Consider the following 22,850-nt stretch of genomic DNA (forward strand, 5'->3'; position numbering starts at 1 on the left):
AGGCGGGATAAAGTAAGTACGCCGGTATCTGCAAACAGATAGTCCAGTTCATTTGGCTACCATGAAAAAACACCCTCAGGATAATAGTCCTGAGGGTGTTTTCATATTAGGCACGCTGTTACGCAAGATGTAACAACAAGATAAGCTTTAGTTAAATAATGACATACGCTTCAGGATATTGTCCTTGTCAATGAACTGATGCTTGAGCGCTGCTGCAATATGCAGGCCGATCAAGGTAATCAGTATTGCGGCAGAGAACTCATGCGCCGCCACAAAGAAATCCCGCAGTCCGGCGTTGTCCAAGCCAGGCAGTACCGGGACGGAAAACCAGTGCAGGCCGTATTTGCTATACAGCGTTGTCAACAGCCCGGTCGCGGGCATCAACACCATCATGAGATACAGCAAATGATGGGTGCCGTGGGCCACTATTTTTTCCCAGCGCTTCATCGAGTCGGGCAAGGCTGGCGGCCGGTGCATCAGCCGCCAATACAACCTGAGGCCGACCAGCAGAAGCACGGTGAAACCGATCGATTTGTGCAAGTTGAAATAAAAGGTGCGGGGGGTGGCAGCCTCGGCAAGTTGCAAGGTATAAGCACCCAAATCGAAGAGATCAATACTCATGACCTTTTCCCCGCTGCGGGGAAGCTCGTTCATATACCAACCAAGCGCAAACAGGAAAAGTATGGCGATCGCAATCAGCCAATGCAGCGTGATTGCCACCTTGGTATACCTGTTGGGGTTATTCATGGTCATTCCAACCTAAACAGCCCCGGCACTTGCCAAGTAGTGGCAGATGCCGGGGCCAGGGTCAATCAACAATGGCTAATGGACGAATACGCCCCATGGAGTATCCCCAACCGGGATTTCCTTCAGCGCCTTGTCCGCGACGGTGTCGACGACGGTCACGGAGTTGGATTTACCATTGGCGACATACAGCTTCTTGCCATCCGGAGTCAGGGCCATGTTCCATGGACGCTTGCCGACCGGGATGGTGGCTGTCACTTTGTTGGTGGCGGTATCGATCACGGACAGGGTGCCATCGCCGCCATTGGAGATATAGACTTTCTTGCCGTTAGGCAGCACCTGAACGCCATTGGAGCGTTGTCCCACTGGAATCGTCGCAATCACTTCGTGCTTGCTGGTATCGAAAACGGATACGTTGCCTGCTGCCTCATTGGCGACATAGGCGCGCGAACTGTCCGGCAGGAAGCCGATGCCGCGCGGACGCTCGCCAACTTCGACCAGTTTGATGGAAGCGCGCTTGGCAATATCGACGACATCGACATACTTGGCTTCTTCAGCGCTGACATACATCCATTTGCCATCGGGGCTGAATTCGGCATGTTCAGGGTTCTTGCCCTGCATCTGCACGATGTAGCTTACCTTGTGGGTGCTGGTGTCGATCACGGCCACGCTGTTGTCTTCCTCGTTGGCCGCAGAAATCCATTTGCCGTCATGCGAGATGCCGACGCCTTCCGGCGATTCCTCGAGCTTGATCTTGTCAGTCACTTTCTTGGTCTTGAGGTCGATAACCAGCAGGGAGTTTTGCTTCTGGTCGCTCACGAAAATGTATTTGCCGTCCTTGGTGATGGCGGCACCGCGAGGCTTCTTGCCCGCATCGAAGGTATCCACAACCTTGTCGGTCTGGGTATCAATTACTGAAATCGTCCCCGATTTCTCATTGGTGGAATAGGCAAAAGGCGCCGCGAGCAAGGAGCTCGAGAACGCCAGCGCAGCCGCAGCCGTCATGAGCTTTATCTCAAAATTGCATTGCATAATACATTCTCCAATAGTATTTAAAATATTGTTTTTGTCGTTTACACGCATTGTTTCAGACGCCGCGATACTTCTCAAGTTCAATTAGGGTGTTTACAGAATTGTATATCGCCATTTACCATGCAATTTTTGTAGTTTCCTCATTATGGCCCGTCGACTCATCCATTACCTCACGCTCCTGTTGTGCATCGCCAGCACCCTATGGATACTGCCTGCGCACAGCGCGCCAGCGGCACTGCCCATGCAACAAGTAGCCCCGGGGGTCTATATGCACCAAGGCGCCCACCTCGATCTGGATGAAGGGTACCAAGGGGATATCAGCAATATCGGCTTCGTCATCGGGGCAAAAGGGGTGGCCGTCATCGACACTGGCGGCAGCAAGCAGGTGGGCAAAGCCCTTCTCGCCTCCATTCGCCAGGTTACCGACCTGCCCATTTTGTATGTGATCAATACGCATATCCATCCTGATCATATTTTTGGCAATGCGGCCTTCAAGCATGAACATCCTGTCTTTATCGGCCATGCCAAACTGGCCAATGCCATGGCCTTGCGCAGCGATGCCTATTTGCGCCAAGGCCATGACCTCCTCGGGGCAGGGTTCTCGGGCAGCGAGATCGTCCCGCCGACCCAATTGGTGGAGTCCACCCAGGAGCTTGACCTCGGCGAGAGAAAACTGCTGCTGACGGCCTATCCCAATGCCCATACCAACACCGACCTCACGGTGCTGGATGAACAAACCGGCACGTTATGGACGGGCGACCTGCTCTTCATCGAGCGCACCCCTTCCATCGACGGCGATATCAAGGGATGGCTTTCCGCCATCGCCAAGCTGCAGCAGCTCCAAGGCGTCAAGCATGCAATACCTGGCCACGGCCCGGCCACCCAGGACTTCCAAGGCGCATTGGGCAATCAGGCCCGCTATCTCAACCTTTTGCTGCATGATGTGCGAGAAGCCATCAAGCAAGGCCGCAGTATGGAGCAGGCGATGGATAGTGCCGCGAGCGGCGAGGCTGCCCATTGGCAGTTGTTCAATGTGGTCAATCGGCGCAATGTCAATCTGATTTATCCTGTGCTTGAATGGGAATAATTCCAAAAAGACAACCATGGCCGGTCTATAATCAGTAATGCCCTTCTTTGATAACGTACAGTAATTCATCGACTACCTTGGTTGCGATCGCCCACTCAGCCCCTGCACCGGCAAACCAGCACAGCATCGGCTGGGCCATCGTGGCGTCGATGGCGTTCCATGTCATGCTGTTGATGCAATTGCCCGTGCTGGATTTTACTGCTCCAGAAACACCCGAGCCGACCACCCTCCAGGTTGAACTGGCGCCGCAACCCAGCCCCGCCCAATCCGCTGCGTTGCCCGAACCTGAAACCATTACGCCTGTGGAGCCAGTCAAACAGCCGGAGCCGGAACCTGTCCCTGTCGTTCCCAAGCCAGCGCCTAAGCCTGTGCCGCCTCCGCCAAAACCTGCGCCCAAGCCACCGGAGCCGCCTCGCATGGCGGATAAGCCTACCCAGCATGAAACCGTGGAAACTCCCGCGCCAGCCGCCGTTCCCGATGTCATGACGGCTCCGCCCAGGGAAGCCCCGACGCCGGCCCCGGTCGCACCCGTAGCGCCTCCTGCGCCAGAACCGGCCCCGCCGCCGCAACCGACCGGGCCAAGCCAGCAGGATATAGATGCCGCACGAAGCTTGTACGGCAGCCTGCTTTCACGCGCCATCGCCAAGTACAAGCAATACCCGCGGATTGCCCAAATGCGGGGATGGGAAGGCGAAGTACTGTTGGAGGTGCATTGCGACGAGACTGGCCATGTGCTTTCGACCCAGGTGAAGAAATCCAGCGGCCATAACGTATTGGATGAACAAGCCATCGCCATGGTGAAAAAAGCGTCCCCATTGCCGCAACCGCCCGAAATATTGCGCAACAGCAAGCACCTGGTCATTCTGGTTCCTGTTCCCTTCACACTGGAATCGTCATGAGCAACCAGCCACAGGCAAAATCGCTCCGGGATGTCTTGCTGATCCATGAGTTGACGTTCTTCCTGCTGGTCATCCTCGCGGGAACCGCCGGCGTGATCGGCATGCGCATTTGGGACCAGTCCTCGCAGGAATCGCAACGCATCCATCTCATGGTGCAGGAAATCCAGCAAACACGCGGCGACTTGTACCGGCAGATGAAGGAGTTGTTCGACCTGCACTTCTTGAAAGACCCGCAAGCGCAAGAGGAGTACAACGTCTATACCCTCTCGATCGACGCGCATTTCCGCAAGCTGTTGGAACTCACGGCCGACAGCCAGGAAAGATCGGCCATCATGGAGTTGAACGCCAGTTATCAGGACTTGATCCAGGAAACGCAGCATATCTTCGCCCTGGTGGAGGACTACAACAACGCCGAGCTGGAGAAGGTGCTGAACACCCATCTGGAATCCAGCATCTTCCATCATTACGAAATTATCTCCGCCCGCGCGGAACGCCTGCTGCTTTTAAAACATAGTGAGCTCTCCGCGCGGCTGGAGGACGTCAAACACACCGCATTCACCCTGCTGATCATCCCGATCGGACTGGCATTGCTGCTGCTGGTGTTCTCCCACATATTCCTCAAGCGGGCCATCGTGCGCCCCATTCGCAACGTGTTGCACGCCACCAGCGAAATCAGCGCCGGCAATCTGGATCACAAGGCGCCGGAAGAGGGTGTTGCCGAACTGGCTGCGTTGTCGTCCGCCATCAACAGCATGGCGCACGAGCTGAACCGCAGCCAGGAAGCCTTGGTACGCTCGGAGAAGCAGGCCGCCCTTGGCCTGCTGGTGCCCATGCTCGCACACAACATCCGCAACCCGCTGGCCAGTATCCGCGCCACGGCGCAAGTGGCGGACAGCGCGCATCTCGACCAGGAAACTCGCGATTCCCTCACCGCCATCATCAGCACCGTGGATCGCCTGGACCGCTGGACCCGCGCACTGTTGGCATACCTGCACCCGTTGAAGCCGCATGCCAGCGCCACCACGCTACGCCAAATCCTGCAAGGCGCCCTCGCCCCGTTGCAGCAGAAAATCCAGGAAAAGCAGATATCGGTACAACTGCCTGACTGGCAGGATATGAACGACCGCATGTTCACCGACGAGAACCTGCTGGAGCAGGCGCTCTACAACCTGCTGCTGAACGCCGTGGAAGCATCCCCTCAATCCAGCGACATCGCCATTCATTGTGATATCGCCGATGACAGCCTGCATATCACGATCAGCGACCAGGGTCCGGGCATGCCATTCACCCCGGACCCCCATGCGGCCAGCCCAGGCCCCACCACCAAGCGCTTCGGTACCGGGCTGGGGATTCCCTTTGCATTCAAGGTGATGGAAGCGCTATCGGGTCACATCCACTTCAACCACCGGGTAAAGGGCGGCACCACGACGGAAATCATCCTGCCGCGCGACTATCAGCCCTCATGAAACTAATGTGGACAACACACCATAAGCCGCTTGCCATATCCGGAGTTTTTATCAACAATGGGAGCGTCTAGAGCTTACTGTCTACTATGTTGAATCAAGCAATTCCAGATTTTGAACTCCCTTCCACCAGCGGAAAAACTTTCAAGCTTTCCGACTATATCGGCAAAAAACTGATCATTTACTTCTACCCCAAGGACAACACCCCCGGCTGTACCAACCAAGGCAAGGATCTGCGCGACCTCTACGAGGCATTCCAGGCCAGCAATACAGAAATCGTCGGCATTTCGCGGGACGGCCTCAAGTCTCACGAGAACTTCAAGGCCAAATTCAATTTCCCGTTTGAGTTGCTATCAGATACGGAAGAAAAAGCCTGTACGTTGTTCGACGTAATTAAGATGAAGAAACTTTATGGTAAAGAAGTACGTGGCATAGAACGCAGCACCTTCGTCATCGATGAACAGGGCATCCTGGTCCATGAGTGGCGGAAAGTGAAAGTGGACGGCCACGCACAGCAAGTGCTCGAATTCATTCAATCCCTTTAAAAGGCTGCCAGATGATCAGAAAGCGCACAGCAAGCACCAAACTGTTTGTACTTGACACCAACGTGCTCATGCACGATCCGTCAAGCCTGTTCCGCTTCGAGGAACATGATATCTACCTCCCCATGGTCACGCTGGAAGAGCTGGACAACAACAAGAAGGGGATGACAGAGGTCGCACGCAATGCGCGCCAGGCAAGCCGGAACCTGGAAGAAATCGTGGGCAGCAACCTGGCGGACCTGGAAAAAGGCTGTCCGCTCTCCATCAATGGCAACAAGCACGTCAGCGGCAAGCTGTTCCTGCAGACGGAGGCGGTGACAACTGAACTGCCCATGCTGGCCGGCAGCAAGGCTGACAACCAGATATTGAGCGTGGTGCTCAGCCTGCAGACATCGCAGCCGAGCCGGGAAGTGGTGCTCGTCAGCAAGGATATCAATATCCGCATCAAGGCCCGCGCGATTGGCGTGGCTGCCGAGGATTACTTCAATGACAAGGTGCTGGAAGACACCGACCTGCTCTACAGCGGCATGAAGGAGCTCCCGGCGGACTTCTGGGACAAGCACAGCAAGGCCATGGAATCCTGGCAGGATGCAGGCAGGATGTTCTACCGCATCACCGGGCCGCTCTGCAAGAGCTTCTTGATCAACGAGTTCGTCTATTACGAATACGAGAAGCCTTTTCACGCGATCGTACGCTCGATCGAAGGCAACACGGCCGTGCTGGAAGTGGTCAAGGACTATACCCAGTCCAAGCACAACATCTGGGGCATCACGGCCCGCAACCGCGAGCAGAACTTCGCGCTCAACCTGCTGATGGACCCGGAAGTGGATTTCGTCACGCTGCTGGGACAGGCGGGTACCGGCAAAACCCTGCTGACGCTGGCCTCCGCATTGACCCAGACGCTGGACAAAAAGATTTACAGCGAAATCATCATGACCCGCGTCACCGTCCCGGTCGGTGAGGATATCGGCTTCCTGCCCGGCACGGAAGAGGAAAAAATGGCACCGTGGATGGGGGCGTTGGAAGACAACCTCGACGTACTCAACAAGTCCGACGAGGACGCAGGGGAGTGGGGCCGTGCGGCAACCCAGGACCTGATCCGCACCCGCATCAAGGTAAAATCATTGAACTTCATGCGCGGGCGCACTTTCCTACACAAGTTCCTCATCATCGATGAAGCACAGAATCTGACGCCAAAACAGATGAAAACTCTCATTACGCGTGCAGGACCCGGGACGAAAGTCGTTTGTTTAGGTAATATTGCGCAAATTGATACGCCCTACCTCACTGAAGGCAGCTCCGGCCTGACCTATGTGGTCGATCGTTTCAAGGGCTGGGAGCACAACGGGCACGTTACCCTGGTTCGCGGCGAGCGATCCAGGCTGGCAGATTTTGCAGCAGACATATTGTAATAATCGGCCACTACAATGACTCAATCTGGCATAGCCAGTCATAATGACAGGATAAATGCACCCTCTTACCGGGGCGCAATAAAGCAGCGATGAACTGGGGTTTTTATATCATACTGCTGGCGCAATTCTTATCCGCGCTGGCTGACAATGCATTGCTGTTCACCGCAATTGCGCTCCTGAGAGACATGGAGGCCCCTAGCTGGCACGACCCATTGCTGCAATGGTTCTTCGTCATCTCCTACATCATCCTCGCCCCTTTTGTCGGCGCCTTCGCCGACGCTTTCCCCAAGGGCCGGGTGATGTTCGTCTCCAATGCCATCAAGTTCATCGGCAGTACGGCGATGGTGCTGGGCGTTCCGCCTTTATATGCCTACGGCATTGTCGGCATCGGCGCCGCGGCATACTCGCCGGCAAAATACGGCATCCTGACCGAGTATCTGCCGCCCTCCATGCTGGTCAAGGCGAATGGCTGGATGGAAGGCTCCACCGTCATGGCCATCGTGCTCGGCACCGTCATCGGCGCGATCCTGCCCAGCATCAATATCCAGGTCGCCATGATCGTGATCACGGTGCTGTATCTTTCCGCAGCCATATTCAATATCTATATCCCCAAGGTGCCGGTGGATCATAAACCGCCGAAGAAAACCCCGACGTTTCTGGTCAAGGATTTCTGGATCGCAACCAAGACATTATGGAAAGATGCGCAAGGCCAGGTCTCCCTGGCCGTCACCACCCTGTTCTGGGGCGTTGCAGCGACATTGCGTTTCGTCGTGCTGGCATGGGCCGGTTTCGCCTTGAATTTCAGCCAGGAGCAATCCACCTATCTCATGGTCGTGGTCGCGATCGGCATTGCCATCGGCTCCATTGCTGCCGCGCGCATGGTCAAGTTGGAAAATTCCGCACGCGTTATTCCGGTTGGCATTGCGGTAGGTTTGCTGGTGATTGGCATGACGTTTGTCACCAACTGGATTGTTGCCTGCATCCTGCTGCTCATGATCGGTGCCTTGAGCGGTTATCTCGTCGTGCCCTTGAACGCCCTGCTGCAGCATCGCGGCCATTTGCTCATTGGCGCAGGCCATTCGATCGCCGTGCAGAACTTCAATGAGAACCTGGGCATCGCCGCCCTGATCAGCCTCTACACCCTGATGATCAAGGCAGACATCCACATCAATTTCATTATTGTGGTGTTCGGCCTGTTCGTCAGCGTGAGCATGGGGGCAATATACAAGCTCTATCAAGCGCAGCATTTAGGAAAGCAGAAATAGCCTTTACGCTTGATAGGATCAATAAAAAAGCCCGGATTCTTGTCCGGGCTTTTTTATTTGTTGCTGACTTTCACCAGTGCATTAATGCAGCTTGACCCTGGCCTCGGTCCTGCGCGTGATCATGCGCGCGAGTATCTGCAGCACCACGGCGAAGAAGCCGTGCAGCGCCATCAAGTGCAATTGATACAAGGACTGATACATCAGACGAGCAAATAGGCCCTCGATATACATGCTGCCGCCCGCAATCGCGCCCATCAGGCTGCCTACGGTGGAGTAGCGCCCAAGGTTGACCAGCGAACCGTAGTCCCGGTAGGTGTATTCAGGCAGGTTGTCCTTGCCTGCCACTCGCGCTTTGACTGTCTTCACCAGCATGGAAGCCTGCTGGTGAGCAGACTGGGCTCGCGGAGGCACGTTCTCGTCATGGCCAGGCCACGGACAAGCCGCGCAGTCGCCGAACGCAAAGACATTTTCATCCAGCGTGGTCTGCAGCGTACGCTTGACCACCAGCTGGTTGATGCGGTTCACTTCCAGACCATCCAGCTCGCGGAGGAAATCCGGCGCCTTGATGCCTGCGGCCCACACCACCAGCGCTGAAGGGATGAAACGGCCGCTGTGGGTATAGACGCCTTTATTCGTCACTTCGGTGACCCGTTCGCCCGCATAGACATGCACACGCAGCTTGCGCAGCTCGACATCCACCGCCATGGACAGCTTGGGCGGCAGTGCCGGCAACACGCGGTCACTCGCTTCAATGATGGAAATCTTGATATCGCGGTCAGGGTTGATCTTGTCCAGGCCGAATGCAGCCAGTTCGCGGGTAGTATTGTGCAGTTCGGCAGCAAGCTCGACGCCCGTGGCGCCGGCGCCGACGATCACCACTTCCAACTGACCAGCCTGTACCGGCTCGGCCTGGGTTTGCGCGCGGATCAAGGCGTTGGTCAGCTGTTTATGGAAACGCTCGGCCTGGTTTTGCGTATCCAGCGCAATGGAGTGCTCGCGCGCGCCAGAGATGCCAAAGTCATTCGTCGTACTGCCGACCGCGATAATCAAGGTGTCATACTTGAATACGCGCCGGGGAATGACTTCCACGCCTTCATCGTAATAAGGCGCGACATGCACCTCCTTCTTGGCCCGATCCAGGCCATCCATGCGACCGAGCCGGAAGTGAAAGTGGTGCCAGTGCGCCTGGGCAATGTATTCAAGCTCATGCTTGTCCGGGTTCATGCTGCCTGCGGCAATTTCATGCAGCAACGGCTTCCAGACGTGGGTACGGGTGCAATCGATCAGGGTGATATGCGCTTTCTTCTTGCGTCCCAGACTTCTGCCCAGGCGCGTGGCAAGCTCCAGCCCGCCCGCACCGCCACCGACGATCACGACGCGGTGCAAATCCGAATTTGTTTGCGTTTCCAATTGCATAACTTCACTTTCCAGGACTAATCAATATAAATCCGTACATCTCAATGGCAAGCATAGCGTTGCTATATACAACCGCCCGTCAATGACCATGGCAGCGGGCTTGCGCAAAAAGGAATGTTTTGATTTTACCTCTAAAGGCCGGGCTTCGCGCATAAAAAAACGGTCATCGCGTAAACAATGACCGTCTTTTCTTTAGTGAGGGATGAACAACCGCTGCTTTAGACCCAGCGTCATCCTACGCTATTTATTTTTGTGGCTGTTCGTTCAACCATGGCTTGTCGCCGCCACCCTTATATTGGCTGCGCAGGAAACCGACGATCTTCAGGATTTCATCGGTTGAAACCAGGTCAGGGTTGCCAGACACTTGCTTGTGCCAAGTTGCCATACCGCCATTGGAACCGCCTGCAATGGTTTCAAACATACCCTTGTCGGTAATGTGCTTGTTATATTGCCAACGATCGTCGGTAATCGAAACCGCTACTTGGCCATCGCCATTCGGGCCATGGCAGGTGGTGCAGGAATACAGGCCGAACTTCTTCTTGCCTTGCTTTGCCTTCTCTGGATCAGCAGCATAGATCTTGGTGTATGGATTGACACATGTTTCCAGGAACTCCTTGGCTTCAGGGGTATCATCATCAGCCACCTTGATATTCAGAGGGCTATTATCCTTGGTGGACACCAGGTTGCAGGCAGCACTCGCCTGCATTGGCACCGCCAGTCCCGCCAGCGCCAGCACAGAGGCTGCCAAGGTTGCTTTGATCACTCCATGATTCAACATACTTTCTCCTTGCTTTTTGAACATTAAACTTCGACTACTTTATTAAGAACTAACGAGTCTGCACTTCAATTAACGAGTCAGACTATGAATAGTTGACCCAGTTCATGAAAAATACTATTCAAACTTGGGAATAACATCACCCTTATTTTTGGATTTTTTCTCGATGTCATCACCCTCGACCACTGGAACGTGAGGAATGCCGTACTCATCAAGGATCTTGATGATGTCGTCGTGACGGCGGTCCAGCACTTCCTGCAACATGGCCAGGCGCTCCTTGTCGCGCTTGCGCACGCCTAGGGAAATATTCCAGTACTCCTTGCCATGGATGTTTTCTTGTTCATATTCAGGGGCAGGCACCACGACCAGTGGAATAGACGCCTTCTTGGCGTAATAGCCGGCAATTGGACCCCAGAGGATGGCGACATCAATTTCGCCCTTGACCAGGTCGTCAATCACAAAACTGGGCGGCAAATTCAGGTCGCGCTGGATACGGTACGGACGGGAGTTGCCAAGCAAGCCCTTGTCGTTGAGCGGCCGGGAGGGCGGCGTCTGCCCTACCACGCCAATAATGCCTTTATGCAGGTCTGGGGAATCCCAGTCCTTGATGTCATATCCGCTATCCTTGCGGTAAACGAATACGTAACCTGAACGGTAATAAGGCTTGGAAGTCGCCATCATGTCGTTACCGGCAACCGTGCCGATAATCACATCACAGCGACGCGCATTCAATGTATTGCGGATGAACCCCATGCGGTCATACCAGAATTGGTAGGTCAGGGTCTTGCCAAGATCCTTGGCGATCAGCTCGGCAATCTTGTTCTCGAAACCTTCTTGCTTGCCGTTTGAGTAGGGTAAGTTGTCATAGTCCGCGCAGACCTTCAATTCATGGGGATTGTCTTCACGCACCGGGAGACCACCACGGCCTACCTCGGAATCAACTTCCAATGTATTGGTGGCACCGCCTGCCATGACAGCTTGGCTTACGCCAGACAGCACAAGTACCAATGAAATCTTCTTCAGCGTTTTTAACATTACCTACTTCCTTCTGCGTTGATAAGCCTGCTAACTAATTGCCTATCAAAGATAAAAAGCACCCCGTCCTAAGACAGGGTGCTTGGGAGCAACTAACCTAATGTCAGCTTTGAATCTTCTGCATTAATCAGACGATTACAGGCTGAACACGTTCAGTGCACCGCCGCCAGGAGCAGCGTTGTACTTGGTCAGTTCTTTGTAACCACCAGCAGCGCCGAGCGCATCGGTGTCGTTGTCAAGGCCAAGGTTCATCGCAACGCCAGCCCAACCGCCGATACCGGACAGCACGCCAACGTATTGCTTACCCTTGTGGGTGTAGGTGAAAGCATTACCGATCACGCCAGAACCAACTTGGAACTTCCAGAGCTCCTTACCGGATTGTGCGTCAACAGCCTTGAACCAACGGTCCAGAGTGCCGTAGAACACCAGGTCGGAAGCAGTTGTCAGAACACCACCCCAAGCAGAGAACTTCTCCTTGTTGTACCACTTGCTCTTGTTGGTCATTGGGTCATAAGCAGCGAAGCCGCCCATGACGCCGTCAGGACCAGCAAACATGGTCAAAGTAGCACCAACCCATGGTTGACCGGCGATGTACTTGGACTCAACTGGCTCGTATGTCATACAAACGTGGTTGAGTGGAGAGTAAACCAGGCCGGTACGTGGAGAGTAAGCAGCAGGCTGTTGGTCCTTTGTACCCAGCGCGGCAGGGCAGATACCCTTGGCGTTGTAGTCTTGGTGAGTAGAGTACTTACCATCCTTCTGAGGAACACCGCTCTTCAGATCAACACCAGTAGCCCAGTTGACGAACGGGTGTACTTTTTCCGCTGCAATGATGCTGCCGGTATGTGCGTCAAAGGTGTAAGCGAAACCGTTGCGGTCATGGTGCCAAGCGTAAGTCTTGCCGCCCTTGTCGAACAGGATCACTTCGTTGATGCCGTCATAGTCCCACTCGTCGTGAGGCGTCATTTGATAGCCCCACTTGGCGATACCGGTATCCAGATCGCGAGCGAAAATAGTCATGGACCACTTGTTGTCGCCAGGACGTACATCTGGGTTCCAAACGGATGGGTTACCAGTACCGTAGTAAACCAGGTTTGTACGTTGGTCATATGGCCACCAGCCCCATGTGGAACCGCCACCGTGCTGCCAACCATCCTTAACGGCCTGTGGCTTCAGCCAGGTCTTAACGCCCAGGTCCTTTTCAGGGAACTTCAGCTTTTCCTTAGGCAGAGCCTTGAAGGAACCGCCTTCCTTGTTACCGCCGTTCACGTCTTCATATACGGACAGTGAGCTGTAGTGAGGATTATCCTTGTTGAAATCCTTGCCGATCAGCACTTCGCTGTCAGGACCAGTGCTGTATGCCTTCCATACCAGTGCGCCATCCTTCAGGCTGTAAGCAGCCAGGAAGCAGCGAACACCGAACTCAGCGCCGGAGCAACCTGTCAGGACCTTGTCCTTGATGACGTGAGGAGCGTTGGTGTTGGTAGCGCCAACCTTAGGATCGTTTACCTTAACGTCCCAAACCTTGGCACCAGTCTTCGCATCCAGGGCAACCAATACGCCGTCATTCTGTTGCAGGAAGATCTTGCCATCGCCGAAACCCAAACCGCGGCTGACGTTATCGCAGCAGAGAACAGCTTGCACGGAAGGATCTTGCTTAGGGAAGTAAGCCCAGACGATCTTTTGATTGTCGTTCAGATCAAGCGCGTAAACGTTGTTAGGGAATGCTGTATGCACATACATCATGTTGCCAACAACAACAGGAGAGCCTTCGTGACCACGGTTTACACCGGTAGCGAATTGCCAAGCTGCCTTAACGTTCTTGACGTTGCTCTTGTTGATTTGGTTCAGAGTGCTGTAACCCTGGTTGTTATGTTGACCGCGTGGATGTGCCCAGTTGTTGGGGTCCTTCATTGCGGCTTCTTGGTCAGCAGCTGCAGATGCAACCATAGGCAAAGCCATAGCCATGCCAAATGCCACACCAAGCGCCAGCTTGATTTTGCTCATCTCCATTTTTATAAATCTCCATAGTGATACTACTAAGGGTTTAACAAGACCCAGCCCCACATATACCACCTCCCATTTATAATTACGGGTTGTTGCAGCATCGTTGAGACTTTGCCTTTTACTCACTTTGAAGCGAGTAGACTGCATCTTAGTGCAGGAAAAAATGTTTTGCAATACTTCATTTACATTTTACTTACAATTAAATAATTCCTAAACTTGGCGAGACAATTTCCCATATACAGAAAAATAATCTCCCTTATAGATGAGACCCTCATTCATGAACCACGCGCTTTTCCCGGACATTCAACCTTATCAGCAGGGCATGCTGGCCGTTTCAAACCTGCATTCCATTTATTATGAGCAATCAGGCAACCCAGCCGGTCAGCCGGTGGTATTCCTGCACGGCGGCCCTGGCAGCGGCTGTAATCCGGGCCAGCGCCGTTATTTCGACCCAGCCCATTACCGCATCATCCTGCTGGATCAACGCGGTTGCGGGCGCAGCACCCCGCAAGGAGAGGTTGAGGAGAATACGATCGACCACTTGGTGGCCGACCTGGACGCACTACGCCAGCACCTGGCCATCGATCGCTGGATGGTGTTTGGCGGCTCCTGGGGCAGCACGCTTGCACTGAACTATGCGTTGGCATATCCGCAACATGTCACCGGCCTCATCCTCCGCGGCATTTTCCTGAGCCGCCAAAGCGAGCTGGACTGGTTCCTGCACGATGTACAGCACTTTTTCCCGGAAGCCTGGCAGCAATTGCTATCCTACTTGCCAACCGCTGAACAGCATGACCCCTTAAGCGCATATGCAAAGCGCGTGTTTGCAGATGACGCCGCTGTGAATGAGCCAGCAGCAATACGCTGGAATGCCTTCGAATCCAGCATCATGACCTTACTGCCCATCGCCACCACCAGCGAGCCAGGCATCAACGGCAAAGTCGAGCTGGCACGCGCCCGGGTGCAAATCCATTACATCAAGAACCAGTGCTTTGTGGGAGGACGTGATTTATTGGCAGAGGCAGCCGCCAAGCTGCAACAGATTCCGACCGTCATCGTGCAAGGTCGCTACGACATGGTATGCCCGCCATTGACCGCGCACGAGCTCTACAACGCCATGCCGCATGCGGAATTCCACATGATTCCCGATGCCGGACATTCAGGCATGGAAGCCGGCACCAGGAGCGCCCTGATTGCCGCGACAGAGAAATTCAAGCAAGCTCTAGGCTGAGCAAGGTAACAGGAGCGGTTCTTTGGCATTCAACATTTCCAAGGTCAAACACCTGAGCGGCCATCCGGCGTTGCACAAGTCGCGCCGCGCCTACGCGCGCCACCGCTACAGCACGCCGTTCTTCGTCTTGCGTGAAACACTGGGCAGCTTCCAGGTCCACAACGGGTTCGGCATTTCCGCATCGCTGTCGTTTTATGCCATGTTTGCCCTGATTCCGCTGATCGTGCTCATGTTTTTCCTGCTGAGCCATTTGGTGGTGTCGTCCAACTATGCCACCGTCAAACTGGCGATCATCGTCAGCAACCTGGTGCCCAACCTCAGCAACCGCATCATGGTGGAAGTCTATAACGCCTCGCAGCACAAGGCGGCCTGGGGCGTTTTCGGCTTCATCGCCATGTTCTGGCTGGCGGTCCCGCTGGCTGGCGCCTTGCGATCAGCCTTCTACACCATTGCCAGCGTCCAGGAAAAGCCTTCGTTCCTGCGGCGCCAGATCAAGGATATCCTGGGCGTGCTTGGCATATTGTTGATGTTCTTCCTGTTTACCATCCTTGGGCTGGGGATAGAAAAAGTGATCAACATCCTGGAGCCGCACACCGCCCACTCCAAATACATCAACTCGGCCACTTCCATCGCACTCACCACATTATTGACGGCGATTTTCTACCGCGTTTATTTTCCGGTGCGCCTGCGCCTGTCCCATATCATGATCGGCGCTGTGGTGACAGCGATGTTATGGCTCGCCATGCGTCCGGCCTTCAGCCTGTTCTTGTCTATAAATCCCGCTTATGGCGCGGTATTTGGCGGCATGAAGAACCTGTTCATCTCGATTGCCTGGCTTTACTACACTTTTGTGGTATTCATGCTCGGCACCACGCTGATCTCCACGCTGCGCAAAAAAGACGTGCTATTGCTGCGGGGACTGTTCGATCAGATGCCGGAAGACAAGGCGACTTACTTGGACGAGTTAATGGAGCGCTATGGCAAGACATTCCAGCGCGGCGACTATATATTTAAAGTCAATGATCAATGCCACGACCTTTACTACCTTGTCTCAGGCCAGATCAAGCTTATGCTGGGAGAGAAAGTACTGCGCGAACTCGACAGCGGCGATTATTTTGGCGAAATGGCCTTCCTTACCCAAACCCCCAGGGTTGCAGACGCCATCGTGGTTTCCAAAGAAGCCAGGGTCGTGGTAGTCAATTCGGAGAATATCGAAACGCTGCTGCAAGGCGAGCCGCAAATCACCATGAACTTCCTACGCCAGATAGCGACGCGCCTGCAGCACAGCCATATAAACGGCTCGGCTTAGGCCGCTCTAGCTATCCGCCCACATCCGCAATAGATTGTGATAGACGCCGGTCAGGCGAATCACCTCGGGATCCTTGCCGCCGCGCTCGGCCCCAATCGCCTGGATGCTGCTGTCCAGCTGGAACAGCAGTGTACGCTGCGCATCGTCGCGGATCATGCTCTGCATCCAGAAAAACGATGACACCCGGGCTCCGCGCGTGACAGGCGTCACGTAATGCAAACTGCTGGAAGGGTAAAGCACCATATGCCCTGCTGGCAGTTTCACCTCCTGGGTGCCGAACGTATCCTCAATCGTCAGCACCCCACCGTCATAATCCTCGGGCTCAGAGAAGAACAAAGTCGCGGAAAGGTCGCTGCGAATACGGAAATTAGTGCCGCGCAACTGGCGGATCGCATTATCCACGTGCGTCCCGAAGGCCTGCCCGCCTGCATAGCGATTAAACAGAGGCGGAAATACCTTGAGCGGCAAGGCGGCAGAAATGAACAACGGGCTCTGCCCCAATGCATCCTGAATCAAATCGCCAACCTGCCGCGCGACTTGGGAACCCTCCGGCAATTGCATATTGTTCTTGGCCAATGCGGATTGACTGCCTGAAGTGACATTGCCATCCACCCATTCCGCCGCATCCATCAATTGCCGACACTGCGCCACCTGCTCCTTGCTCAATACTGCTGGAATTTCAATCAACATTTTATTTACCCATCAAACCAACAAGCAAAAACCCTATAGAGAGTTTAACTCTCTATAGGGCTAGAGTAAGAGATATATTGAACTAAACCTATATCATATTAGAACTTAAAGTTCAGCGAGAGGAAGGCAAACCTCCCCGCCGCAACCGTAGCCAAGCCACCGTGGGAGGCACCCGAATTACTGAAGTAGCGCTTGTCCGTCAGATTCTGTACGTTCAACTGCAAACTGACTCGCTCATCAAACTTGTAGGCAGCCATCGCATCCAGTCGCAAATAAGACGGCACTTTCAGCGTATTCTGCACGTTGACGTAGACGTCGTCTAAGTAGAAAGCTCCACCCCCGACAGTCAACTGTGGCAATAACTGATAAGTTGTCCAGAAGCTCGCATTATGCCTTGCAACTGTTGGCATTTGATTGCCCTTGTTGGTGGGTACATTACCTACTTTGACCTGTTCGCTATCCATATAGGTATAGCCTGCAAACACATTCCACTGGTCAGTGATGCGGCCCGCAGCGCCAAACTCTACCCCTTTAACCTTGGTTTCACCGACATTGTCGAGAAGCCCGGTCGCGGCATTGGTGAGCCTGGTATCCGTACGCTTGGTGTGAAAGATTGCAGCATTCAATGCTAAACCATCCAGCACATCCCACTTGGTACCGACTTCAAAGCTCTTGACACGCTCGGGATCAAGATCCTGAGTGTTGAGGGCGACCTCTGAACTGTTATCAGGCCCCGTCACACCATTGCTAATACCGACAGGAACGGAGGATGTTGCATAAGTCGCGTAGATATTGCCATTAGGTTGCAGCTTGTAAACCACCCCCAACTGGTAGTTGAAGATACCGTCGTCCGACTTTACCGCGACTTCCGGCGATGTTGGCGTGGCCGACAGGATATTCGTATGACGCTGCGACTCGAATTTGTCATAGCGGATGCCTGCATTCAACAACCATTTTTCGTTGAACTCAATGGAGTCGAACGCATAAATCGACTTGCTGAGGGTAGCACTTCGATTATTTTCCTTGTCGTCAGGGAAGACCACATCCGCCACACCAGCAGGAGCCCTATTGTCTGGATCATAGGCATTCACAAGCGGATTGACGCCTGTGACATTGACGTTGCGGTATTGATATGTCACATCGCGAGCGACTTGTACCCCTGCATTCATCTTGTGTTTAACCGAGCCAGTGGTAAACGCAAATGATAAATCCGTCATGTTGGCAATCGTCGTTGTTTCGACATTGCGCGCATGATTTGTGCGGGTAAGAAACGGGAAATTCGCCGCTGCCCCACCAGGAGAAGTCATCACATATTTATTTTCGGATACACCGTACCGGCTGATGTTTCTCAACACCACATCATTGCTGAAGGCATGCTTCAGCTCCAAGGTGCCTATATCCGCTCTTGTTTTCTGGTAGTCGCGATTGGTATAGCCAAAAAAGTTATCCTTGCTTACATGGATGGGTTCGCCATTTAAGAATGGGAAGCCTCGATCTGGCATGTCATCCGTTTGCATGTGATACCAACTCACGGTAGCAGTGGTAGGCCCAGTCAAACCCAAGGTCAGCGAAGGCATGAAGCCCCAGCGCTTCACATCCACATTATCACGCCCTGGCGTATCCGCATCATGCACCATGCCAACCAGGCGAATGGCAGCTTCATCCCGTAGCATGTAATTGCCATCAAACGTCGCACGGCGGTAGCTATCAGTACCGATACCGATGGTACCGGATGTAAAGTTGTCCGCCTTGGCTTTCTTGGTGATGATATTGATGCTACCCCCGGCAGACCCTTGTCCGTCAAATGCACCTCCAGGCCCTTTGATCACTTCCACACGCTCGATTGCAAATACTTCGCGGTTTTGCGTTGCCAAATCCCGGAAACCATCGACAAATATGGAGGATTGCGCATCATACCCACGTATAAATGGGCGATCGGACATAGCGCCACCCGAACCGCCCTCACCAACCCCGAATGTAATGCCAGGCGTTGTACGCAAGGCATCCTGCAATGTGAGAGAACCACTATCCTTGATCACATCCTCAGTAATCACACTGATTGTTTTGGGGGTGTCTTGCAGCGAAGATGTAAATTTCTGATTCGCAGACCGTTCTACCTTGTATTTATTTTCCTTATGTACCTGAACAGTCGTTTCAGGCAAGGTCGTTACCTCTTCGTCCGCAGCCATTGCAACCACCGGCGTGGCAAACAACAACGCCACTGCAGTAGCGACTGGCTTGATTGCCAACTCAATGTTCTGATTAAGATTTTTTTGCACAGTTTCCCTTTCATTTTCCTGACAAACATTTGGGAAACGGAATATAAATAATAAACATTCACATTTCAACACACATACTGAGGGGGAACTGTAACGCTGAATTTTCTTTACATTGCCCGAGAAATGAAAATACCCCATAGAAGAAACTCTATGGGGTATTGATTTTGCTGGAAAAAATTTAGAACTTGAAGTTTAGCGACAGGAATCCCACACGGCCGGGAGCAACCAATGCGAAATGACGGAAATATGTACCACTGAAATAGCGCTTATCTGTCAGGTTTTGAATATTCAACTGCACATCAATTTTGTCGTTGATCTTATAGTTGGCCATAGCATCCCAACGAACATATGAAGGAATGTATGCATTATTGGCGGGATCAGCATAAACCTTATCCATATAAAACGCACCGCCCCCCACGGTCAAGTTGGGCAATACATCATAAGTGGTCCAGACACTGGCGCTATTTTTAGCAACACCAGCCAATTGCTTACCTTTGGATGCCGCAGAACCAACCTGGTTGGAATCAGCGTCTGTTCCTGCCTTGGTTTGTTCCGCGTCAAGATATGTATAGCCAGCAAAGACTTTCCATTGGTTAGTGATCTTGCCGGCTGCTCCGAACTCAACCCCTTTTACTACAGCCTCACCTCTGTTGGTAATATCACCCGCAAGACTACCAACACGCGCATTGGTTTTTTCAGTATGGAATACAGCAGCAGTCAATGCCAAATCTTCCAGCACATTCCATTTTGTCCCAAGCTCTAATGTACGACTACGCTCTGGAGACAAGTCTTGAGTATCCGCATTCAAACCACCGCCAGCATAACCAAACTCACCGTTGGCAAGGCCAACTGGCGAAGATGATGTTGCCCATGTAGCATAAATATTTCCATTTGCCGCCACACGATATACAGCACCCAACTGATAGTTGTAGAAGCTCTTGTCATTTTCGAACTCGCTGGTCACTACTCCAGTATTTGCATTCTGGTTCTTGATTTGATTCCGATAGCTGTCATAACGCAGCCCTGCATTCAACAACCACTTGTCGGATAATTCCATGCTGTCAAAAATATAGGCTGACTTGTTGAGTGTCTCAGCCTCATAACTCGCGAACCTATTGCGAATAACGGGGTTATACGGAACATCATTAACCGGATCATAAGCATTTGTTCCAGTATTGCTTGCACCGCCCAAAATACCGCCACCACTATACGCACGGTTGCTTGTTTCTTCTTTACTGATTTCAATACCAGCATTCACTTGGTGCTTAACAGAACCAGTGTCGAACTTGATAGAAATATCGGTCAAATTTGCCAGTGTTTCTGTCTCGGAACCGCGGTTACGGTTATCATTTCTATTAACAATACCTGTATCCGGAAAAAACGCTCCCCCCGTGGCCATTGGCCTAGTCAGGAAATATCGATTAGATGTCTTTCCATAACGGAATGTATTACGCACTGTAACGTTTTCACTAAAGGCATGCTGGAGCTTGATTGTTCCAATATCTGCAGAAGTTTTATGAAAATCCCGGCCATTTATCCCGTACCAGTTATCCTTGCTTACGCTGATTGGACGACCAGAAGGAATACCCCCACGCTGCTCGTATGGCAATCCCCAATCTGGCACATCATCAGTCTCGAGGTGATACCAACTGGCAGTTAATTGAGTTGGCCCTTCAAGCCCCAATGTAATTGATGGCATGAAACCCCAGCGCTTCACATCCACATTGTCACGCCCGGGGGTATCAGCATCATGCACCATACCAACTAAGCGAACCGCAGCATTATCACCCAGCATGTAGTTGCCATCGAATGTTGCACGACGGTATCGATCTGTGCCAATACCTACGGAGCCAGAAGTAAAATTACCAGCTCTAGCTTGCTTAGTTACGATATTGATGCTGCCACCTGCAGAGCCACGACCATCAAATGCACCACTTGGCCCCTTGATAACTTCCAATTGCTCAATAGCAAAAATTTCACGTTGCTGCGAACCAATATCTCGCAAGCCATCTACATAAATGGAATTGAACACATCAAAACCGCGAATGAATGGACGGTCACCAACAGAAATACCGCCTTCACCTGCACCAAAAGTGATACCTGGTGTAGTACGCAATGCATCTTGGAATGTCAGAGAACCACTATCCTTAATCAACTCCTCAGTAATGATCGAAACTGATTTTGGTGTATCAATCAGCGGTGCAGTGAATTTTTGATTGGCAGATTTTTCCGCTTTATAACCAGTGCTTTTTTTGGCCTCAACTTGTAACTCTGGTAATGATCCACCTTCCTCTGCCGCGATTACAGAGCCAGTGAATGCCAAAGCCATAGCCGCCACAAGCGGCTTTAACGCCTGATCATTATGTGTGTTTTGCACAATATCCCCTTTACAACTATTTACAAAAATTAACAAAGATGGAATATAAATAAGAAATATTCTCAATACAAGTAGAATTTATATTTTGTTGTAAATTTGCAACATAATAACCATATGAAAATTATGGAAATTTCATTAAAATATTATGCTTTAATGCATTCTTACTTAATTGTAGAATTCTGCTTAACCTGTTAATTTGCTTGTATTTTTACAGGCACATCGATTGAGAGTTTGCCGTGTCGCATATTGTTGTCGCTGCTTTATATAAGTTTGTTAGCCTGCCTGATTACCAGGAAATTCAACCAGCCTTGCTGGCCTTGTGTAACACCCAAAGCATCAAAGGCACCCTGCTGTTAGCGGAAGAAGGAATCAACGGAACCGTGGCTGGCAGCCGCGAAGCCATTGATGCCTTGCTGGCCTACCTGTGTCAGGATCCGCGATTGACGGATATCGACCATAAAGAGTCTTTCACCGATGAAATGCCGTTCTATCGCATGAAAGTGCGCTTGAAAAAGGAAATTGTGACTTTGGGGGTACCGGGCATCGACCCCAACAAGAAAGTAGGGACTTACGTTAAGCCCGAAGACTGGAATGCCTTGATTTCCGACCCGGATGTCATCGTGGTTGATACGCGCAATGATTATGAATATGGTATTGGCACATTCAAGGGCGCCATTGACCCTGCCACTAACACATTCCGCGAGTTTCCCGACTATGTTCGCAACAATCTTGACCCGGCAAAAAACAAGAAAGTCGCCATGTTCTGTACAGGCGGCATTCGTTGCGAGAAAGCCAGTTCATATATGCTGGAACAAGGATTTGAAGAGGTATACCACTTGCAGGGCGGCATTCTGAAGTACCTGGAAACCGTTCCGCAAGAAGAAAGTCTATGGGAGGGTGAATGCTTTGTATTCGACCAGCGAGTCGCTGTAAAACACGGCTTGGAGGTAGGACACTACGATCAATGCTTTGCATGCCGCCATCCCATTTCTACCGAAGATATGGCATCACCGAAATATGTAAAAGGCATTTCCTGTCCCCGCTGCTACGACAAACTGTCAGCTGAAAAGCGCGCTAGCATTGAAGAAAGGCAAAAGCAGATTGAGATTGCCCGCCAGCGCGGGGAAGAACACATTGGCGACAATGCGCGCAAATACTCGGCGATTCACAAACAATCAAAAATTAAAAAAACACCCCCAGAAGCCTAGCTCTAGGGGTGACTCCTAGGCATCTGCAAATGCCTGGGAAGGGTGCGATGTTGCGTAATATAAGGCTTAGTTCACACCG

The 22,850-nt window shown here is 52.5% G+C and carries 18 protein-coding genes; 9 read left to right on the forward strand and 9 right to left on the reverse strand.

Annotated features, from left to right (window positions below; all coding sequences use genetic code 11):
• Nucleotides 1–147 precede the first annotated feature (147 nt).
• Nucleotides 148–747 carry a cytochrome b gene (locus ACW4YW_RS15435; protein WP_457138380.1) on the reverse strand — a complete coding sequence of 200 codons (600 nt, stop codon included), beginning with the start codon at nt 745–747 and terminating at the stop codon, nt 148–150.
• A gap of 75 nt (nt 748–822) precedes the next feature.
• Complete coding sequence (locus tag ACW4YW_RS15440; protein WP_457138381.1) at nt 823–1,776, reverse strand: beta-propeller fold lactonase family protein; 954 nt, start codon at nt 1,774–1,776, stop codon at nt 823–825.
• Between the two features lie 145 nt (nt 1,777–1,921).
• Between ACW4YW_RS15440 and ACW4YW_RS15445 the strand changes: the two genes are divergently transcribed.
• The 6 genes from ACW4YW_RS15445 (at nt 1,922) to lplT (ending at nt 8,444) form a co-directional block, all read left to right on the forward strand.
• The gene (locus ACW4YW_RS15445; RefSeq protein WP_457138382.1) at nt 1,922–2,863 is read left to right on the forward strand and encodes a quinoprotein relay system zinc metallohydrolase 2; all 942 of its coding nucleotides are present in this window, start codon (nt 1,922–1,924) and stop codon (nt 2,861–2,863) included.
• 77 nt (nt 2,864–2,940) lie between these two features.
• On the forward strand, nt 2,941–3,762 hold the full coding sequence (locus ACW4YW_RS15450) for an energy transducer TonB family protein (protein WP_457138383.1): 822 nt from the start codon (nt 2,941–2,943) through the stop codon (nt 3,760–3,762).
• Nucleotides 3,759–5,228, forward strand: a complete 1,470-nt coding sequence (locus tag ACW4YW_RS15455; RefSeq protein WP_457138384.1) for an ATP-binding protein — start codon at nt 3,759–3,761, stop codon at nt 5,226–5,228. The genes ACW4YW_RS15450 and ACW4YW_RS15455 overlap by 4 nt, the downstream gene beginning before the upstream one ends.
• An 86-nt stretch (nt 5,229–5,314) precedes the next feature.
• The gene (locus ACW4YW_RS15460) at nt 5,315–5,770 is read left to right on the forward strand and encodes a peroxiredoxin (RefSeq protein ID WP_457138385.1); all 456 of its coding nucleotides are present in this window, start codon (nt 5,315–5,317) and stop codon (nt 5,768–5,770) included.
• Between the two features lie 11 nt (nt 5,771–5,781).
• Nucleotides 5,782–7,179 (forward strand): PhoH family protein, encoded by a 1,398-nt coding sequence (locus ACW4YW_RS15465; protein ID WP_457138386.1) that lies wholly within the window; start codon nt 5,782–5,784, stop codon nt 7,177–7,179.
• Between the two features lie 89 nt (nt 7,180–7,268).
• Complete coding sequence (lplT, locus tag ACW4YW_RS15470) at nt 7,269–8,444, forward strand: lysophospholipid transporter LplT (protein ID WP_457138387.1); 1,176 nt, start codon at nt 7,269–7,271, stop codon at nt 8,442–8,444.
• Nucleotides 8,445–8,525: 81 nt separating this feature from the next.
• Here the strand turns inward: lplT and ACW4YW_RS15475 are convergent, their stop codons facing one another.
• From ACW4YW_RS15475 to ACW4YW_RS15490, 4 genes are all read right to left on the reverse strand, one after another.
• Complete coding sequence (locus ACW4YW_RS15475) at nt 8,526–9,860, reverse strand: NAD(P)/FAD-dependent oxidoreductase (protein ID WP_457138388.1); 1,335 nt, start codon at nt 9,858–9,860, stop codon at nt 8,526–8,528.
• Nucleotides 9,861–10,104: 244 nt separating this feature from the next.
• Nucleotides 10,105–10,662 (reverse strand): c-type cytochrome, encoded by a 558-nt coding sequence (locus ACW4YW_RS15480; RefSeq protein ID WP_457138389.1) that lies wholly within the window; start codon nt 10,660–10,662, stop codon nt 10,105–10,107.
• A 90-nt stretch (nt 10,663–10,752) separates the two neighbouring features.
• Nucleotides 10,753–11,670: a substrate-binding domain-containing protein gene (locus ACW4YW_RS15485; protein WP_457138390.1), complete on the reverse strand. Its 918-nt coding sequence runs from the start codon at nt 11,668–11,670 to the stop codon at nt 10,753–10,755.
• Between the two features lie 135 nt (nt 11,671–11,805).
• The gene (locus ACW4YW_RS15490; protein ID WP_457138391.1) at nt 11,806–13,683 is read right to left on the reverse strand and encodes a methanol/ethanol family PQQ-dependent dehydrogenase; all 1,878 of its coding nucleotides are present in this window, start codon (nt 13,681–13,683) and stop codon (nt 11,806–11,808) included.
• A 271-nt stretch (nt 13,684–13,954) separates the two neighbouring features.
• On the opposite strand from ACW4YW_RS15490, the gene pip reads away from it, so the two are divergent.
• Both pip and ACW4YW_RS15500 read left to right on the forward strand, forming a co-directional pair.
• Nucleotides 13,955–14,908, forward strand: coding sequence for a prolyl aminopeptidase (gene pip, locus ACW4YW_RS15495; protein ID WP_457138392.1), 954 nt, complete (start codon nt 13,955–13,957; stop codon nt 14,906–14,908).
• Between the two features lie 22 nt (nt 14,909–14,930).
• The gene (locus ACW4YW_RS15500; RefSeq protein ID WP_457138393.1) at nt 14,931–16,217 is read left to right on the forward strand and encodes a YhjD/YihY/BrkB family envelope integrity protein; all 1,287 of its coding nucleotides are present in this window, start codon (nt 14,931–14,933) and stop codon (nt 16,215–16,217) included.
• A 6-nt stretch (nt 16,218–16,223) separates the two neighbouring features.
• Here ACW4YW_RS15500 and ACW4YW_RS15505 read toward each other — a convergent pair whose 3' ends face one another.
• From ACW4YW_RS15505 to ACW4YW_RS15515, 3 genes are all read right to left on the reverse strand, one after another.
• Nucleotides 16,224–16,907, reverse strand: coding sequence for a Fe2+-dependent dioxygenase (locus ACW4YW_RS15505; protein ID WP_457138394.1), 684 nt, complete (start codon nt 16,905–16,907; stop codon nt 16,224–16,226).
• A 98-nt stretch (nt 16,908–17,005) separates the two neighbouring features.
• Nucleotides 17,006–19,324, reverse strand: a complete 2,319-nt coding sequence (locus ACW4YW_RS15510; RefSeq protein ID WP_457138395.1) for a TonB-dependent receptor — start codon at nt 19,322–19,324, stop codon at nt 17,006–17,008.
• Nucleotides 19,325–19,364: 40 nt separating this feature from the next.
• Nucleotides 19,365–21,563: a TonB-dependent receptor gene (locus ACW4YW_RS15515; protein ID WP_457138396.1), complete on the reverse strand. Its 2,199-nt coding sequence runs from the start codon at nt 21,561–21,563 to the stop codon at nt 19,365–19,367.
• A gap of 236 nt (nt 21,564–21,799) precedes the next feature.
• Here ACW4YW_RS15515 and trhO point away from each other — a divergent pair, with 236 nt between their 5' ends.
• Nucleotides 21,800–22,771 (forward strand): oxygen-dependent tRNA uridine(34) hydroxylase TrhO, encoded by a 972-nt coding sequence (gene trhO, locus ACW4YW_RS15520; RefSeq protein ID WP_457138397.1) that lies wholly within the window; start codon nt 21,800–21,802, stop codon nt 22,769–22,771.
• The last annotated feature ends 79 nt before the right edge of the window (nt 22,772–22,850 follow it).

Source organism: Methylobacillus pratensis, assembly GCF_054072455.1.